Annotated in this window: 12 protein-coding genes; 9 read left to right on the top strand and 3 right to left on the bottom strand. The window is 69.7% G+C overall.

Annotation, left to right across the window (positions count from 1 at the left end):
- Positions 1 to 74 precede the first annotated feature (74 nt).
- Complete coding sequence (gene eccCa, locus ACTWP9_RS05615) at positions 75 to 4046, bottom strand: type VII secretion protein EccCa (protein ID WP_443244861.1); 3972 nt, start codon at positions 4044 to 4046, stop codon at positions 75 to 77.
- A 240-nt stretch (positions 4047 to 4286) separates the two neighbouring features.
- Here eccCa and eccD point away from each other — a divergent pair, with 240 nt between their 5' ends.
- From eccD to ACTWP9_RS05585, 6 genes are all read left to right on the top strand, one after another.
- Positions 4287 to 5813, top strand: a complete 1527-nt coding sequence (eccD, locus tag ACTWP9_RS05610; protein ID WP_443244860.1) for a type VII secretion integral membrane protein EccD — start codon at positions 4287 to 4289, stop codon at positions 5811 to 5813.
- Between the two features lie 93 nt (positions 5814 to 5906).
- Positions 5907 to 6197, top strand: a complete 291-nt coding sequence (rpsO, locus tag ACTWP9_RS05605) for a 30S ribosomal protein S15 (protein ID WP_016470189.1) — start codon at positions 5907 to 5909, stop codon at positions 6195 to 6197.
- A gap of 344 nt (positions 6198 to 6541) precedes the next feature.
- Complete coding sequence (locus tag ACTWP9_RS05600; RefSeq protein WP_443244859.1) at positions 6542 to 8806, top strand: polyribonucleotide nucleotidyltransferase; 2265 nt, start codon at positions 6542 to 6544, stop codon at positions 8804 to 8806.
- Positions 8803 to 10209 carry a M16 family metallopeptidase gene (locus tag ACTWP9_RS05595; RefSeq protein WP_443244858.1) on the top strand — a complete coding sequence of 469 codons (1407 nt, stop codon included), beginning with the start codon at positions 8803 to 8805 and terminating at the stop codon, positions 10207 to 10209. Before ACTWP9_RS05600 ends, ACTWP9_RS05595 begins: the two co-directional genes overlap by 4 nt.
- Positions 10210 to 10261: 52 nt before the next feature.
- The gene (dapB, locus tag ACTWP9_RS05590) at positions 10262 to 11014 is read left to right on the top strand and encodes a 4-hydroxy-tetrahydrodipicolinate reductase (protein ID WP_443244857.1); all 753 of its coding nucleotides are present in this window, start codon (positions 10262 to 10264) and stop codon (positions 11012 to 11014) included.
- Positions 11015 to 11037: 23 nt separating this feature from the next.
- A complete protein-coding gene (locus ACTWP9_RS05585; RefSeq protein ID WP_443244856.1) occupies positions 11038 to 11490 on the top strand; it encodes a hypothetical protein in 453 nt (150 codons plus the stop codon).
- Positions 11491 to 11501: 11 nt separating this feature from the next.
- On the opposite strand, the gene ACTWP9_RS05580 is transcribed toward ACTWP9_RS05585, so the two are convergent.
- Both ACTWP9_RS05580 and ACTWP9_RS05575 read right to left on the bottom strand, forming a co-directional pair.
- Positions 11502 to 12083, bottom strand: a complete 582-nt coding sequence (locus ACTWP9_RS05580; protein WP_443244855.1) for a hypothetical protein — start codon at positions 12081 to 12083, stop codon at positions 11502 to 11504.
- Positions 12084 to 12218: 135 nt separating this feature from the next.
- Positions 12219 to 12455 (bottom strand): hypothetical protein, encoded by a 237-nt coding sequence (locus tag ACTWP9_RS05575; protein WP_443244854.1) that lies wholly within the window; start codon positions 12453 to 12455, stop codon positions 12219 to 12221.
- A 267-nt stretch (positions 12456 to 12722) separates the two neighbouring features.
- On the opposite strand from ACTWP9_RS05575, the gene thyX reads away from it, so the two are divergent.
- The 3 genes from thyX to ACTWP9_RS05560 all read left to right on the top strand — a co-directional run bounded on the left by thyX (position 12723) and on the right by ACTWP9_RS05560 (position 16541).
- Positions 12723 to 13460, top strand: a complete 738-nt coding sequence (gene thyX, locus ACTWP9_RS05570; RefSeq protein ID WP_443244853.1) for an FAD-dependent thymidylate synthase — start codon at positions 12723 to 12725, stop codon at positions 13458 to 13460.
- Positions 13461 to 13781: 321 nt separating this feature from the next.
- Complete coding sequence (gene dapA, locus ACTWP9_RS05565; RefSeq protein WP_443244852.1) at positions 13782 to 14681, top strand: 4-hydroxy-tetrahydrodipicolinate synthase; 900 nt, start codon at positions 13782 to 13784, stop codon at positions 14679 to 14681.
- A 174-nt stretch (positions 14682 to 14855) separates the two neighbouring features.
- The gene (locus ACTWP9_RS05560; RefSeq protein ID WP_443244851.1) at positions 14856 to 16541 is read left to right on the top strand and encodes a ribonuclease J; all 1686 of its coding nucleotides are present in this window, start codon (positions 14856 to 14858) and stop codon (positions 16539 to 16541) included.
- Positions 16542 to 16904 lie beyond the last annotated feature (363 nt).

The raw sequence follows: 16904 nt of genomic DNA, 5'->3' as shown, positions 1-16904 counted from the left end.
GCCTCCGGCTTCGGAGTGTCAGCCTACGTGGACGCGGCGCAACCATGCACCGCGTCCGGTGAGCAGGCCCCGGCTCAGCTCTCGTCCGGCATCCAGCCCAACTGCACCAGCGGGGTTCCCCGCTTGCGGGAGACGAAGAAGCCGCGGCCGGGGGGCATGGGCCGGGGGCGGACGTTGCCGAGCAGATCGCCTTCGTTGGGGTCGCCGGAGAGGATGAGGCCCTGGGCGCCGAGCTCCTTGATGCGGGTCATGAAGGACTCGAACATCGACCGGGAGGCGCCGGCGGAGCTGCGGGCGATGAGGAAGCGGACACCCACATCGCGGGAGAAGGGCAGGTGCTCGGCGAGGACGGCCAGCGGGTTGCCGCTGGAGGTGGCCACCAGCTCGTAGTCGTCGACGACGATGAAGATCTGCGGGCCCGTCCACCAGCTGCGGTCACGGAGTTGCTGCGGCGTGACGTCGGAGGACGGAGCGCGCCGGTCCATCAGATCGCGGAGCGCGTTCATATGCGTCTCCATCGTGTTGGACATCGGCGCGTACTCCAGCAGATGGCTGTCCGGGATGGCGCCGAGCAGCGAGCGCCGGTAGTCGCCGACGACGATCTTCGCCTCGTCGCCCGAGTACCGCTCGGTGATCTGCTTGACGAGCAGCCGCAGCAGCGCGGTCTTGCCGGACTCGCTCTCACCGAAGACGAGGAAGAACGGGTCGGTCTCGAAGTCGACGAAGACCGGCTCCAGATTGTTCTCGTCGATGGCGAAGGCGACGCCGCGTTCGGGGTGCGCGCTGCCTCCGGGAAGTCGGGCGGCCGGGAGCTCGCGGGGCAGCAGCCGCACCTGCGGCGCGCGGTCACCCTGCCAGTGGGCGCTGACGGTGTTGCACATCTCGGCGCCGGCGTCGGCGAGTTCGTCGTCGGAGCCGATGCCGTCGATGCGCGGGACGCCGGCCATGAAGTGCAGCGCGTCCATCGTCTGGCCCCGTCCGGGCACGCCCGGCGGGACGTTCGCGGCGACCTTGCGGTTGAACTCGGAGTCCATCGTGTCGCCGAGCCGCAGCTCCAGCCGGTTCATCAGCAGGTCCTTCAGAGCCGCCCGCACCTCCATGTTGCGGGAGGCGGTGATGGCCAGGTGGACGCCGTAGCCCAGACCGCGGGCCGCGATGTCGTTGACGATGTCGCCCAGGCCCTCGTAGTCGTTGCGGAAGTTGCCCCAGCCGTCGATGACAAGGAAGACGTCGCCCCACGGCTGGTCGGTGATCTCACCGCGGGCGCGCCGCCTGCGGTAGGTCGAGATGGAGTCGATGTTGTTGGCGCGGAAGTACTCCTCGCGGCGGTTGAGGATGCCGTAGACCTCGGCGACCGTACGGCGTACCCGTTCGGGGTCGAGGCGGGAGGCGATACCGCCCACGTGCGGCAGTCCGGCGATGGACGACATGCCGCCACCACCGAAGTCGAGTCCGTAGAACTGCACTTCGGCCGGGGTGTGGGTGAGCGCGAACGAGGAGATCAGGGTCCGCATCAGGGTGGACTTGCCGGACTGCGGGCCGCCGACGACCAGCATATGGCCCGCGGCGCCGGCGAAGTCCAGGTACAGCGGATCGCGCCGCTGTTCGAACGGCTTGTCCACCAGTCCGACCGGGACGACCAGCTGCCCCTGCCGCGGGTAGTCGGCGGCGGTCAGGCCACGGCCCTCCACGGGGCTGAGCGGCGGCAGCAGCTCGTCCAGCGGTGAGGCGCTGTCCAGCGGGGGCAGCCATACCTGGTGCGCCGGTGTGCCCTGGCCTTCCAGGCGCCGTACGACCACGTCCAGCACGGTGTCGGCGAGTGCGTCGTCGTCGGCGCCGGTGACGGGCTGCGCGGGCACGGGGGCCGCGTCCGGGTCGGGCCGCTGCACGGGCACCTCGGCGGCGGTGAACAGGACGGGACGCCGGTTGGGGGCCAGCGGGCCGGTCGGCAGGTCGTCGCTGCCCGCGCGGTAGACGCCGGAGACGTACGCCGCCTTGAAGCGGGTCATTTCGTCGGTGCCGAACTTGAGGTAGCCGGAACCGGGCACCGAGGGCAGATGGTAGGCGTCGGGCACGCCCAGCGCCGCGCGGGACTCGGCGGCGGAGAAGGTCCGCAGACCGACCCGGTAGGAGAGATAGGTCTCCAGCCCCCGCAGCCGGCCTTCCTCCAGCCGCTGCGAGGCCAGCAGCAGATGCACACCCAGCGATCGCCCGATGCGGCCGATCTGGATGAACATGTCGATGAAGTCCGGCTTGGCGGTGAGCAGCTCGCTGAACTCGTCGATGACCAGGACGAGTGACGGGATGGGGGAGAGCGGGGCGCCGGCCGCACGGGCCTTCTCGTAGTCGTGGATGTTGGCGTAGTTGCCCGCGTCGCGCAGCATCTCCTGGCGCCGGTTGAGCTCGCCGCGGATCGAGTCGCCCATCCGGTCGACGAGGGTCAGATCGTCGGCGAGGTTGGTGATCACGGCGGCGACGTGCGGCATGTGCGCCATACCGGCGAAGGTCGCACCACCCTTGAAGTCCGCGAGAACGAAGTTCAGCGTCTCGGAGGAGTGGGTGACGGCCAGGCCGAGCACCAGGGTGCGCAGCAGCTCCGACTTACCGGAACCGGTCGCGCCCACGCACAGCCCGTGCGGGCCCATACCGTCCTGCGCCGCCTCCTTGAGGTCGAGCATCACCGGCTGGCCGTCCTCGCCCACACCGATGGGCACCCGCAGCCGCTCGGCCTGCGAGCGCGGCCGCCAGGTGCGGGAGACGTCCACCGAGGCGGCGTCGCCCAGGGCGAGCAGGTCGGTGAACTCCAGCTTGGCCAGCAGCGGTTCGTCGCCGTCGTCGCCGGAGCCGACCCGCAGCGGTGCGAGCTGCCGGGCCACCGCCTCGGCCGCCTCGTAGGAGAGGGCGTCCGGGGTTCCCTCGTAGACCATGCCCTGACCCGACTCCAGGCGCAGGGCCCGCCGGTCGACGACGACCGAAAGACCGCCGCGAGCCACGTCGATGTCGCCGGGGACGATCTCGACGATGGTGACGCCCTGCAGCCCCTCCGGTGCGGCCAGCAGCGAGTTGGGCAGCACCGAGGTGCCGTCCAGGACGACGACGATGTGCGGCTGTTCCATGACCGGCTCGGCGGCGGAGCTGAACCGCGGCCGTCCCTCCAGCCGGGCGGCCAGCAGCTCCTCCATCTCGATCGTGTCACCGACGACCAGGCGTCGTGTCCCCGCGCCGTCGGCCTGGTCCCTGGCCTGCGCGTGCGGCAGCCACTTGGCCCAGTCCCAGGCGCCGTAGGACTCGCGGCCCGCGGCGACGGCGATCACCAGATCCTCGGGGGAGTGCATCGCGGCGAGCGAGCACAGCAGGGCGCGTGCCGAGGCGTACACCGAGTCGGGGTCGCCGCTGACGGTCATGTGGTAGAAGGCCCGCAGCGACACGGCCATGGGCAGCCCGTCGACGGTGGCGTGGGTGTTGATGAACTGATGCATCGCGCCGACCGTGAGCGGCTCAAGCTCGTCGACCGGCGCCGTGTCCGGGCTGATCAGCGGGGTGGCCAGCTGCTGTACGCCGAGTCCGACGCGCACCTGCCCGAAGTCCACGTCGGAGGGGCGCCGCTCCCACACCCTGCTGCCCTCGGCCACCAGGGACCACAGCTGGTCGGGCGCGGGGTGCAGATAGAACTGGGCGTCCCGCTGCTTGAGCGCCGTCTTGCGGACCGCGCGACGGGTCTGTGCCAGGTACTTGAGGTAGTCGCGCCGCGACTGTGCCATCTCCCCCTGGGTGCCCCGGCGCATCCGAACGATCATGGCGATGACCATGGCGAGCGTCGAGAACAGCATCAGGACACCCATGATCTTCATCATCGGGTGGGAGTTCATGCCGGGCATGAGGAAGTACACGCTGGAGCCGCCCATGCCGAGCATCGGCAGAACCTGCATCCACATGCCCTCCTGCTGCCCCTTGGGCAGCTCGGGCGGCGGTTCCAGCCGGAGTTCCTCGCCGGGCACTTCGGGAGGCAACGCCCGAGGCGGACGCTTGACGACGATCTGGGTCACTCGCGCACCAATTTCCCTTGCGTTCCCTTAGGTTCCCTGCATCTAGGTTCCCTGAGTCCCTGAGCGGAAGGAACGGTTCGGTGCGGGCACCCCCCCGTGGTGACGGCCCTCCTGGACGGTCCCCCTCCGCGGCTGGCGATCCTAGTGGCACAGTGAGTTGACCGGGAGCGGTAGGGTGTCGCGCGCTGCCGCCGTGACCGTGGCAGCCGCCCTGCAGGCTCTTCGAGGGGGAACACACAGGTGAGTACGACGGCTTCCGCCGCGGCCACCGGATCCGGTGGGCAGCCGGGCTCCGGCGGTGCCCGAGGTGCGGCCGGTCCGTCCGGCCGGGCTGCCGGGCCGGCCCTGGACACCGGCTTCAGCCGGGTGACCATCGTCGCGCCCGACAGCCGGATCGACGTCGCGCTCCCCGAGGACATCCCGGTCGCCGACCTCTACCCCGAGATCCTGCGGCTCTCCGGCCAGAGCCCGGCGCCGGGTGCGCCCGTCGGCTACCACCTGGTGCGCCGTGACGGCACAGTCCTGGACAGCTCCCGCTCGTTCGCGGCCCAGCGCATCCTCGACGGCGAGGTGCTCAGCCTGCGCCCGTTCGCCGAGTCGCTGCCGCCCGCCGTCTTCGACGACGTCTCCGACGCGGTCGCCTCCGCCGTCACCCGTGACCGCCGGCTGTGGGGCGACGGCATGATGCGCGCCGCCGGGCTGATCGGCGGCGGAGTGCTGCTCGCGCTGATGGCGGTCGTGCTGTGGTTCTCCGACCCGGCCCGGCACGATATGCACGGACTGGCGGGCGTTCTGGCGGCCGTCACCGGTGTGCTGCTGCTGGCGCTGTCCGCCGTACGGGCCCGCGTCTACGACGACCGGCCCACCGCCGTCACGTTCGGCCTGGCGGCCATGCCACATCTGATGGTGGCGGGCAGCGGCCTGCTGCCTCTGGAAGAGGGGCTGGGCATCGGCAGGCTCCAGTTCCTGCTCGGCTGTGTGGCCGTGCTGCTGGCCTCCGCCATCCTGATCGCGCTCACTCCCAACGGGGACGGCCCGTTCGTCGCCGCCGCCTTCACCTCGACCATCGGCACCCTGATCACCTTCATCGCGATCGTGTCCGACCTGCCCCCGGTGGAGACGGCCGCGATCTGCGCGCCCGTCGCCGTCGGTGTGCTCGCGTTCCTGCCGGGGCTCTCGACCCGCTTCGCGCGGCTGCCGATCGGCTTCGAGGCCACCCGCACCCAGATGAGCGACTACGACGCCGACCCGGACGCGGCCCCGGAGACCCAGGGGCCGATCGACGCCGAGCGGATCGCGGCGCAGGCGCGGCGCGGTCACGAGCTGCTGGTCGGTCTGGTCGGCGGCTGCGCCGCCGTGGTCGTCGTCTCCGCGGCGGTGCTCAGCTTCTCCGCGTCCGGCTGGGGGCAGCTGCTCGCCCTCGCCACCGGCATCGCGATGCTGCTGCGCGCCCGCCTCTTCCGCTACACCTCGCAGGTCAGCAGCTCCCTGATCGCCGGTCTCGCGGCGCTGCTGCTGCTCGGCGCCGGGCTGGCGGTGGACTTTCCCGTCGGCGGTGACGCGCTGCGCACCGTGTGGCTGAGCGCCGCGCTCGCCGGTGCCGCGGTGCTTGCCGTCGCCATCGGGCTGGCCGTTCCGAGCAAGGGCGTGACCCCCTTCTGGGGCCGGTTCGTGGAGATCCTGGAGACGTTCGTCCTGCTCACGCTGGTACCGCTGTGCCTCGCGGTGATGAACGTCTACTCGGCGGCCCGCAGTCTCACCAGCTAGCCACTGATACCCTGTACCGGCCTTCCGAGTATCGAAGACTCCCCTGTGAAGCAGACCAGGGGCGCTCGGCGGCCAGAACCCCGAGGAGTACGAGTGTCGTCTCTCGACGCCGCGACGAAGAAGCAGATCATCTCCGAGTTCGCCACCAAGGAGGGTGACACCGGCTCCCCCGAGGTCCAGGTGGCGCTGCTCTCCCGTCGCATCAGCGACCTGACCGAGCACCTGAAGACCCACAAGCACGACCACCACTCGCGCCGTGGTCTGCTGCTGCTGGTCGGCCAGCGTCGCCGCCTGCTGCAGTACCTGGCGAAGAAGGACATCCAGCGCTTCCGTGCGCTTGTCGAGCGCCTCGGCATCCGCCGCGGCGCGGCGGGCGCCCGCTAGAACGTGACGGAGGGAGCGGTTCCCGGACCCGGGGGCCGCTCCCTTCGCCGTATCGCAGTACGGCCGCTCGCTGTATCGCAGTACGACAGCATCTCGCGGAACGTAGAAGCTTTGTAGTCTTGTCACGCGAGACGAAGTCGCGAGACAAAGCAGTAAGACACCACCGACAGCATGAGAAGGGAGCGCACCCGAGACGCCGGTCCTCGGTAGTGGCCCCCGGACCCGTGGAAAACCCACGGAGGCACCGGGAGCTTCGATCGAAGACCGGCCCGCACCGGGAGCGCTCCTGAGTACACAGTCCGCCGCGACAACGAGCAGCGGACGCAGACGAGGAGATTTTCCTGGTGGAGAACGAGACCCACTACGCCGAGGCCGTCATCGACAACGGCTCCTTCGGTACCCGCACCATCCGTTTCGAGACCGGTCGGCTGGCCAAGCAGGCCGCCGGTTCCGCCGTGGCCTACCTGGACGACGACACCATGGTGCTGTCGGCCACCACCGCCTCGAAGCAGCCCAAGGACCAGCTGGACTTCTTCCCCCTGACGGTCGACGTCGAGGAGCGGATGTACTCCGCGGGCAAGATCCCCGGCTCCTTCTTCCGTCGTGAGGGCCGCCCGTCCGAGGACGCGATCCTCACCTGCCGGCTGATCGACCGGCCGCTGCGCCCCTCGTTCAAGAAGGGCCTGCGCAACGAGATCCAGATCGTCGAGACGATCATGGCGCTCAACCCCGACCACCTCTACGACGTGGTCGCCATCAACGCCGCCTCCTGCTCCACGCAGCTGGCGGGACTGCCCTTCTCCGGCCCGATCGGCGCCACCCGCGTCGCTCTGATCAAGGGCCAGTGGGTCGCCTTCCCGACCCACACCGAACTGGATGAGGCCGTCTTCGACATGGTCGTCGCGGGCCGGGTGCTGCCCGACGGTGACGTGGCCGTGATGATGGTCGAGGCCGAGGCCACCGAGAAGACCATCGAGCTGGTCAAGGGCGGCGCCGAGGCACCGACCGAGGAGGTCGTGGCCGCCGGCCTGGAGGCCGCGAAGCCGTTCATCAAGGTGCTGTGCAGGGCGCAGGCCGACCTCGCAGCGAAGGCCGCCAAGCCCACCGGCGAGTTCCCGATCTTCCTGGACTACCAGGACGACGTCCTGGAGGCCCTCACCGAGGCTGTCCGCGACGAGCTCGCGCAGGCGTTGACCATCGGGGGCAAGCAGGAGCGCGAGACCGAGCTGGACCGCGTCAAGGCGCTGGCAGCGGAGAAGCTGCTCCCGCAGTTCGAGGGCCGCGAGAAGGAGATCTCCGCCGCCTACCGCTCGCTGACCAAGACCCTGGTGCGCGAGCGCGTCATCAAGGAGAAGAAGCGCATCGACGGCCGCGGCGTCACGGACATCCGTACGCTGGCCGCCGAGGTCGAGGCCATCCCGCGGGTGCACGGCTCGGCGCTGTTCGAGCGTGGCGAGACCCAGATCCTGGGCGTGACCACGCTGAACATGCTCCGCATGGAGCAGCAGCTGGACACCCTCTCGCCGGTGACCCGCAAGCGCTACATGCACAACTACAACTTCCCGCCCTACTCCACCGGTGAGACGGGCCGCGTCGGCTCCCCCAAGCGCCGCGAGATCGGCCACGGCGCGCTGGCCGAGCGCGCTCTGGTCCCGGTGCTGCCGACCCGCGAGGAGTTCCCGTACGCGATCCGGCAGGTCTCCGAGGCGCTGGGTTCCAACGGCTCGACGTCCATGGGTTCGGTCTGCGCCTCCACGATGTCGCTGCTGAACGCCGGTGTGCCGCTGAAGGCCCCGGTCGCCGGTATCGCCATGGGCCTGATCTCCCAGGAGATCGAGGGCGAGACGCACTATGTGACGCTGACCGACATCCTCGGCGCCGAGGACGCGTTCGGCGACATGGACTTCAAGGTCGCCGGCACCAAGCAGTTCGTCACCGCGCTCCAGCTCGACACCAAGCTGGACGGCATTCCGGCCTCCGTGCTGGCCGCGGCCCTCAAGCAGGCCCGCGACGCGCGGCTGCACATTCTCGACGTGATGACCGAGGCCATCGAGGTCCCGGACGAGATGTCCCCGAATGCGCCGCGGATCATCACGGTGAAGATCCCGGTGGACAAGATCGGTGAGGTCATCGGCCCGAAGGGCAAGATGATCAACCAGATCCAGGAGGACACCGGCGCCGACATCACCATCGAGGACGACGGCACCATCTACATCGGTGCCGCCGACGGCCCGGCCGCCGAGGCAGCGCGTGCCACCATCAACGGCATCGCCAACCCGACGATGCCCGAGGTCGGCGAGCGCTACCTGGGCACCGTCGTCAAGACGACCACCTTCGGCGCCTTCGTCTCGCTGCTGCCCGGCAAGGACGGTCTGCTGCACATCTCGCAGATCCGCAAGCTGGCCGGCGGCAAGCGGGTGGAGAACGTCGAGGACGTCGTCGGCGTGGGCCAGAAGGTCCAGGTCGAGATCGCCGAGATCGACCAGCGCGGCAAGCTCTCGCTGATCCCCGTCCTGGACGAGGCCGAGTCCGACAGTGGCTCCGCCGCGGCGGGCTCCGAAGCGTCCGAGGCCGGCTCCCCCGACACCGAGGACGAGACCGCGAAGTGACGCGTACGTTCCGTACGACGGCCCGCCCCGCCATCCCGGCAGGGCGGGCCGTCGCCCGTACCAAGACCCGCGAAAAGACCCGTACCCAGACCCTGATCCCGGGGCAGAACGGCGCGGGTACCGTCCGCAGGAGCGTGCTGCCCGGCGGGCTCCGGGTGATCACCGAGACCCTGCCGACGGTCCGCTCCGCAACGTTCGGCATCTGGGCGCACGTCGGCTCCCGCGACGAGACACCTGCGCTGGGCGGCGCCACGCACTATCTGGAGCACCTGCTCTTCAAGGGCACCGAGCGGCGCAGCGCCCTGGAGATCTCCGCGGCGCTGGACGCGGTGGGCGGCGAGATGAACGCCTTCACCACCAAGGAGTTCACCTGCTACTACGCGCGGGTCCTGGACGCCGATCTGCCGCTGGCCATCGATGTCGTCTCCGACATGCTCACCAGCTCCGTGATCGACCCGGCCGAGGTCGAGTCCGAGCGCGGCGTCATCCTCGAAGAGATCGCGATGACGGAGGACGACGCGAGCGACTGCGTCCACGATCTGTTCGCGCACACCATGTTCGGCGACACCCCGCTCGGCCGCCCCGTGCTGGGCACCGTCGACACCGTCAACGCACTGACCCGCGACCAGGTGGCCCGCTTCTACAGGAAGCACTACGACCCCACCCGGCTGGTGGTCGCCGCCGCCGGGAACCTCTCCCACGAGAAGGTCGTACGGCAGGTGCGGGCCGCGTTCGACCGTGCCGGCGCCCTGGAGCGTACGGCCGGTGCCGATCCGGTCGGGCCGCGTTCGGGCAGCCGTACGCTGCGCAGCGGTGGCCACGTCGACTTCCTCGACCGGCCGACCGAGCAGGCCCACCTGGTGCTCGGCCTGCCCGGCGTCTCCCGGCACGACGAGCGCCGCTGGCCACTCGCGGTGCTCAGCACCGCGCTCGGCGGCGGCATGAGTTCCCGGCTCTTCCAGGAGATCCGCGAGCGGCGCGGCCTGGCCTACAGCACCTACGCCTACACCTCCAGCTACGCGGACTGCGGCCTCTTCGGCGTCTATGTGGGCTGCCGTCCCAGCCAGGTGCCCGACGTACTCAAGATCTGCCGCGAGGAGCTCGACAGCGTCGCGCGGCACGGGCTGAGCGACGACGAGGTGCGCCGCGCTGTCGGACAGCTCTCCGGCTCCACGGTGCTCGGCCTGGAGGACACCGGAGCGCTGATGCACCGCGTCGGCAAGAGCGAGCTGTGCTGGGGCGAGCAGATGTCCACGGACGACATGCTTGCCAAGATCGCCGCGGTCACCCCCGACGATGTCCGCGAGGTGGCCCGCGACGTGCTGGACCGGCGCCCCTCGGTGGCCGCCATCGGGCGGCTCACCGACCGCCAGACCGCCCATCTGCACGAGGCCGTGGCCTGAGCCTGACGCTCCCCGGCACCTCCCCCTCTCTCACACGTAAGGAACGCGCACAATGAGCAAGCTGCGGGTAGCCGTCCTCGGCGCGAAGGGCCGGATGGGCTCCGAGGCCGTACGGGCCGTCGAGGGTGCCGACGACATGGAGCTGGTCGCGGCCCTCGGCAGCGGCGACCCGCTCGCCACGCTGACCGAGGCGGGCGCCCAGGTCGCCGTCGACCTCACCCGCCCGGACGCCGTCCTGGGCAACCTGGAGTTCTGCCTGGCCAACGGCATTCACGCCGTCGTCGGCACCACCGGCTGGACGGACGAGCGGCTGGCGACCGTACGCGCCCAGCTCGCCGAGTCGCCCGGCACCGGCGTGCTCATCGCCCCCAACTTCGGTATCGGCGCCGTGCTGACGATGCGCTTCGCGCAGCAGGCGGCCCGCTTCTTCGAGTCCGTCGAGGTCGTCGAGCTGCACCACCCCGGCAAGGTCGACGCCCCCAGCGGCACCGCCGTCCGCACCGCCCAGCTCATCGCCGAGGCTCGCGAGGCGGCCGAACTGCCCGCCCAGCCGGACGCCACCACCACGTCGCTGGAAGGCGCCCGGGGCGCCGACGTGGACGGCGTCCCCGTGCACGCCGTACGGCTGCGCGGCCTGGTCGCGCACCAGGAGGTCCTCTTCGGCGACGAGGCCGAGACGCTCACCATCCGCCACGACTCCCTGCACCGCAGCTCGTTCATGCCGGGCGTCCTGCTGGGCGTACGCAAGGTTCCCGGCACCCCGGGGCTCACCTTCGGCCTCGAACACTTCCTCGATCTGGACTGACGGCACCGACGGAGCACAACAGCATGCGCGCGAAGATCACCTACTTCCTCCTGGCCGCCGTCCTGGTCGTCTACTTCGTCCTGGTCGGCAGCCGGGGCGTGCTGCTGATCGAGCAGGGCACCGCCGTCACCGTCCCGTTCGGCATCGCCGTGCTGGTGCTGCCCTTCATCGGGGCCTGGTTCCTGTGGCACACCACGCGCTTCGCGCGGCGTGCCGGACGGCTGGCGCGGCTGTTGGAGGCGGAGGGCGGGCTGCCCGTCGACGAGCTCGAACGCACGCCCTCCGGGCGCATCGACCGCGCCTCGGCGGACGCGGTTTTCGCGCGACGCCAGGCCGAGACGGAGGAGAACCCGGACGACTGGCGCTCCTGGTTCCGCCTCGCCGTCGCCTACCACGACGCCCGCGACACCCCCCGGGCCCGTAAGGCGATGCAGCACGCGATCACCCTGCACGCGGCAAGCACCCGTAAGACGTAAAGTTTCTCCGTCTACCGCGACTCGGCGGCCCAGCCCTCGATGACATCGGCCGCGCGATCGAAAGCCGGCGGCCGGGAAAGAAAGTCGGCGTTGTGGCTGGTCAGCAGGGCCCGCTCAGCGTCGTCGGGAACCGCAGCACCGCGCTGTCCAGCGGCCTGCCCCGCAGGCATCAGCACCAGCGCCTGCCCCTGCACCGTACGCGGCAGCCCCAGCCACCGCACGGGCCGCTGCACCGTGCGCAAGGTGCCCACCTCGGCCCAGCGCCGTGTGGTCGTACGGAACAGCCCGACCTGCCGCAGCCCGTACGAACTGACCCACACCCCGGCGCGCAGCAGCCGCACCGCGAGGGCTATCAGCAGCACCCCGCAGCTGGCGCATATCGCCGCGCTCGGCAACCCGCCGGCGAGGGCGATGATCAGCGCGGAGAAGAGCACATAGGACGCGAGAAGCAACAGCAGCGCGCCGCCACCGACCCGCCAGGGGCCCGGGCGGTAGGGGCGCCGCCACAGATCACGGTCGGCCTCGGCGAGAGTCACCGACTGGGCCGCATGCACGGCGTCTTCGCGGTCGGCCGTCACAAAGGGCAGGGGCACGGCAAGGTCCTCGCTCGCTCACGACAGGGGCTTGACCCGCGGCTGCTCGCCGCAGCGGTGTGAGCGGTGACACTAGCGAGGCCGGATGGACCCGGCCACCCCCGGGTGTCGTTCCCGGGGGTGGCTGTGAGGGGGTCAGCGGCCCTCGGCCGCTGCCGGAGGCTCGTGCGACGGGCTCTGATTGTCGCTGAGTGCCGGCAGTCCGAGCAGGACCGATCCCACGAGCCCGGCGACGACGGTCAGCCCCACCAGGGCGCTGCCTGCGACCTGGCGGAAGCTGCGACGGGCAGGGGGCGGCGGGGTGACATTGCTGCGGAACCGGTCGGCCTCAGCTATGAAGGCGAACGGTACTGACTCTCCGCGGCGGGACATGAAGGTGCGCTCCTGCGTGATCGTTCTGGGCTGGTTATGGAGTGAACGTCCGGCTCGGCGGCAGAGTGCCCACTGTCGACGGACGCATGTGAAAAATATCAACCGGGACCAAGGGGTATGTCACCGGGGTCGCGTTTCTTCGCCCTGAGACTCGTTTGTCCGGTTAAGCATGATCAAAGCGGACTATCGTCCCCGGTCGAGTCCGGCTGTCGGTCCCTCCCCTTAGGCTGGCCCCGCTTTGGCAGATGTACGTGGAAGGACCAGCCGGTGACCGAAACCCCCGCCTCGCCCGCCCCCAGTTTCCGCAGCGATATGACGGTCGAGCTGGTCAAGCACAGCGCGTCCGACACCGATGTGCTCTGGGCCGCCCGGGTCTCCACCGCGGGCGAGCAGTCCCTGGAGGAGCTGACCAAGGACCCGGAGCGCTCCAAGGGCCTGATCAACTTCCTGATGCGGGACCGCCACGGCAGCCCCTTCGAGCACAACTCCATGACGTTCTTCATCAGCGCCCCGCTCTTCGTCTTCCGGGAGTTCCACCGCCACCGCGCGGGGTGGTCCTACAACGAGGAGTCGGGCCGCTACCGCCGGCTGCAACCCGTCTTCTACATCCCGGACGCATCCCGCAAGCTCGTCCAGCAGGGCCGCCCGGGCAAGTACGAGTTCGTGCCGGGCACCGAGGAACAGCACGAGCTGACGAGCCGCTCCATGGCGGACGTCTACCGGAAGGCGTATGAGACGTATGAGGAGATGCTGGCAGCCGGTGTCGCCCGCGAGGTCGCCCGTGCCGTGCTGCCGGTGGGGCTCTACTCCTCGATGTACGCCACCTGCAACGCCCGCTCCCTGATGCACTTCCTCGGCCTGCGCACCCAGCACGAGCAGGCCAAGGTGCCCAGCTTCCCGCAGCGCGAGATCGAGATGGTGGGGGAGCTGATGGAGGAGCAGTGGGCCAAGCTGATGCCGCTGACCCACGCCGCGTTCAACGCCAACGGCCGCATCGCGCCCTGACGCTCACCCCGGCGAGGCGGCGGGCACCGCGGGCGCCGCTGCCCCGGAGAGATGCGGCCTCACCCGTCCCGCGCCCGCTAGCCACCGGTCAGCAGGGTGCGGGAGGTGTCCATATTGCGGCGTTTGAAGAAGTTCATTTAGGGTGATTGTGCGGTCCCGGCACTGCCTGAACCCCCGAGCAGGCAGTGCCGGGGCCCCTCTTCACAGCCCCACTCGATACCGGCACCCCACCGCTTTCCCGGCGGATTCCGCAGCGGATCGGCGCCGCCTCGGCAGCCCCAGGGGAGCGTCGCGGGGTGCGCTGCGAGTAGCGTGGACCCTATGGCTCCGACCTCCACACCGCAGACGCCCTTCGGGCGGGTCCTGACCGCGATGGTCACGCCGTTCACCGCGGACGGCGCACTCGACCTCGACGGCGCGCAGCAGCTCGCCGCCCACCTGGTGGACGCCGGCAACGACGGCCTTGTCGTCAACGGCACCACCGGCGAGTCCCCGACCACCACCGATGCGGAGAAAGCCCAGCTCGTCAAGGCGGTCGTGGAGGCCGTAGGAGATCGCGCGCATGTCGTCGCCGGGGCCGGCACCAACGACACGGCACACAGCCTCGAGCTGGCCCGCGGTGCGGAGAAGGCCGGCGCGCACGGCCTCCTCGCGGTGACGCCGTACTACAGCAAGCCCCCGCAGGAGGGCCTGTACCGACACTTCACCGCCATCGCCGACGCCACGGATCTTCCGGTGATGCTCTACGACATCCCGGGCCGCAGCGGGGTCCCGATCAACACCGAGACGATCGTCCGTCTCGCCGAGCACCCGCGCATCGTCGCCAACAAGGACGCCAAGGGCGACCTCGGCCGCGCGAGCTGGGCCATCGCGACCAGCGGCCTCGCCTGGTACAGCGGCGACGACATGCTCAACCTCCCGCTGCTGTCCGTCGGTGCCATCGGCTTCGTCTCCGTGGTCGGCCACGTCGTCACACCCGAGCTGCGCGCCCTGCTGGAGGCGCACCTGAGCGGCGACGTCGCCAAGGCGACCGAGATCCACCAGAAGCTGCTCCCGGTCTTCACCGGCATGTTCCGCACCCAGGGCGTCATCACCACCAAGGCCGCGCTCACCCGCCTGAGCCTCCCGGCAGGGCCGCTGCGCCTTCCGCTGGTCGAGCTGTCCCCCGAGGAGCTGGAGCAGCTCAAGCACGATCTCGCCCACGGCGGGGTACATCTGTAAGTCCCAGACTTCACAACTGCATACCGCCGGACAACGGCAACAGTGCACGACAGTGCATGACCCTTCGGAACAAGCACGACACGTACGGACGACACGTGCGTCTGCGTGCGCATCATGAATATCGCGCGCCACGTGCCCAGGCGGGTGCGTGGCGCGCGCGGTAAGGAGTGTCTTTTGAGTCATCCGCATCCCGAGCTTGGCCCACCGCCGAAGCTCCCCGAGGGTGGCCTCCGCGTCACCCCTCTGGGTGGCCTCGGCGAGATCGGTCGCAATATGACCGTCTTCGAATACGGCGGCAGGCTTCTGATCGTCGACTGCGGCGTCCTCTTCCCCGAGGAGGAACAGCCCGGCATCGACCTGATCCTCCCCGACTTCACCTGTCTGAGGGACCGCCTCGACGACATCGACGGCATCGTCCTCACCCACGGGCACGAGGACCACATCGGTGGCGTCCCCTATCTGCTGCGGGAGAAGGCCGACATCCCGCTGATCGGCTCCAAGCTGACCCTCGCCCTGATCGAGGCCAAGCTCCAGGAGCACCGCATCCGGCCCTACACCCTCGAGGTCGAGGAAGGGCACCTCGAGCGCATCGGCCCCTTCGACTGCGAGTTCCTCGCGGTCAACCACTCCATCCCCGACGCTCTCGCCGTCGCGATCCGCACCCCTGCGGGCATGGTCGTCCACACCGGCGACTTCAAGATGGACCAGCTGCCGATGGACGGCCGCCTCACCGACCTGCGGGCCTTCGCCCGCCTCGGTGAAGAGGGCATCGACCTGCTGCTGAGCGACTCGACCAACGCCGAGGTCCCCGGCTTCGTGCCGCCCGAGCGCGAGATCTCCTCGGTGCTGCGCCAGGTCTTCTCCAGCGCCCAGAAGCGGATCATCGTCGCCAGCTTCGCCAGCCATGTGCACCGCATCCAGCAGATCCTGGACGCCGCCCACGAACACGGCCGCCGGGTCGCCTTCGTCGGCCGTTCCATGGTCCGCAACATGGGCATCGCCCGTGACCTCGGCTACCTCCAGGTCCCGGCCGGCCTCGTCGTCGACGTCAAGACGCTCGACGATCTGCCGGACGACGAGGTCGTGCTGGTCTGCACCGGCTCCCAGGGCGAGCCCATGGCCGCCCTCTCCCGGATGGCCAACCGCGACCACCAGATCCGTATCGTCCAGGGCGACACGGTGATCCTGGCCTCGTCCCTCATCCCGGGCAACGAGAACGCCGTCTACCGCGTGATCAACGGCCTGACCCGCTGGGGAGCCAACGTCGTCCACAAGGGCAACGCCAAGGTCCATGTCTCCGGGCACGCCTCCGCGGGCGAGCTGCTGTACTTCTACAACATCTGCCAGCCCAGGAATCTGATGCCGGTCCACGGCGAATGGCGCCACCTGCGCGCCAACGCGGAGCTGGGTGCGGCGACCGGCGTGCCCCACGACCGCATCGTGATCGCCGAAGACGGCGTCGTCGTCGATCTCCTCGACGGTAAAGCCAAGATCACCGGCAAGGTCCAGGCGGGCTACGTCTACGTCGACGGCCTCTCGGTCGGTGACGTCACCGAGTCCTCCCTCAAGGACCGCCGCATCCTCGGCGACGAGGGCATCATCTCCATCTTCGTCGTGGTCGACAGCACCACCGGCAAGATCGTGGGCGGACCCCACCTCCAGTCCCGGGGCTCCGGGATCGACGAGGCCGACTTCGCCGCGGTCCTCCCGAAGATCGACGAGGCACTCGCCAAGTCCGCGCAGGACGGCGTCGCGGAGACCCACCAGCTCCAGCAGCTGGTGCGCCGCACGGTCGGCAAGTGGGTCTCGGACACCTACCGCCGACGCCCGATGATCCTCCCGGTGGTCGTCGAGGTCTGACCCCCCGTCAGGGCCCCTGCGAGGGCCCGCGGGTGAGCGGGGCGCCTCGATTTGCCTCCAGGCGCCCCGCTCCAGTACGTTTACATCTCCACCGCATCGGGAACCCGGGCGCTCTACTGCCTGGGGGCGATCGATTGCCAGGAATCCGAAATCAGCTCGGAAACGAGCTGGAAAAGGATTCTGGTAAGGTTGGAAACACCGAAAGGGCAAACGTCCGGAGAAGCCGGTGAGACGGTTTCGAAGGAAGCGTCCGTTCCTTGAGAACTCAACAGCGTGCCAAAAGTCAACGCCAGATATGTTGATACCCCGGCCTGTCGGACAGTAATTGTGTCGGCGGGTTGAGGTTCCTTTGAAAAAGATTAC

Source organism: Streptomyces sp. 3N207 (genome assembly GCF_052246355.1).
GTDB lineage: Bacteria > Actinomycetota > Actinomycetes > Streptomycetales > Streptomycetaceae > Streptomyces.
The sequence above is the reverse complement of the archived record's forward strand: the minus strand, read 5'-3'. Positions and strand labels throughout refer to the sequence as shown.